This is a genomic window from Halioglobus sp. HI00S01 (assembly GCF_001635445.1).
GTDB lineage: Bacteria > Pseudomonadota > Gammaproteobacteria > Pseudomonadales > Halieaceae > Halioglobus > Halioglobus japonicus.
Map to the genome: position 1 here is coordinate 1 of NZ_LWEE01000278.1, position 410 is coordinate 410.

A 410-nucleotide genomic window follows, 5' to 3' on the forward strand; every position below is an offset into this window, starting at 1 on the left:
CGGTGTACCCGGTGGCTCGCGCCGAGAGCCGTCTGCTGATTCGTGGCCTCGAAAAAGAGTGGTGCGCGCTGGTGGATGCTATCCAGCACACACGCAGTGGCAGTGCGATCAAGAAGTCCACCAAGGAACTGAAGGAAAGCATCACCGCTATTGCGCCGATTTTTGCAGAGAAGCCCTTCTTCATGAGCGAAGAGTTCACCCTGGTGGATTGCTGCATTGCCCCCATTTTGTGGCGCCTGCCTTCCCTGGGTGTGGATATCCGCAATACAAAGCAGACCAAGCCGCTGTTTACCTATATGGATGCACTGTTCAATCGCGAGTCCTTCCAGGAAAGCCTTTCCGAGCAGGAACGGGAAATGCGCTCCTGAGGGAGCGCCAGTCTCTGCTCGATATCACGCCAGGATGACACC

1 protein-coding gene is annotated in these 410 nt (G+C 56.3%); it reads left to right on the top strand.

What is annotated here, in order from left to right:
• Positions 1 to 368: glutathione binding-like protein (locus A3709_RS19535; protein WP_197484308.1), on the top strand; the 368-nt coding region annotated here is incomplete at its 5' end.
• Positions 369 to 410: the final 42 nt, after the last annotated feature.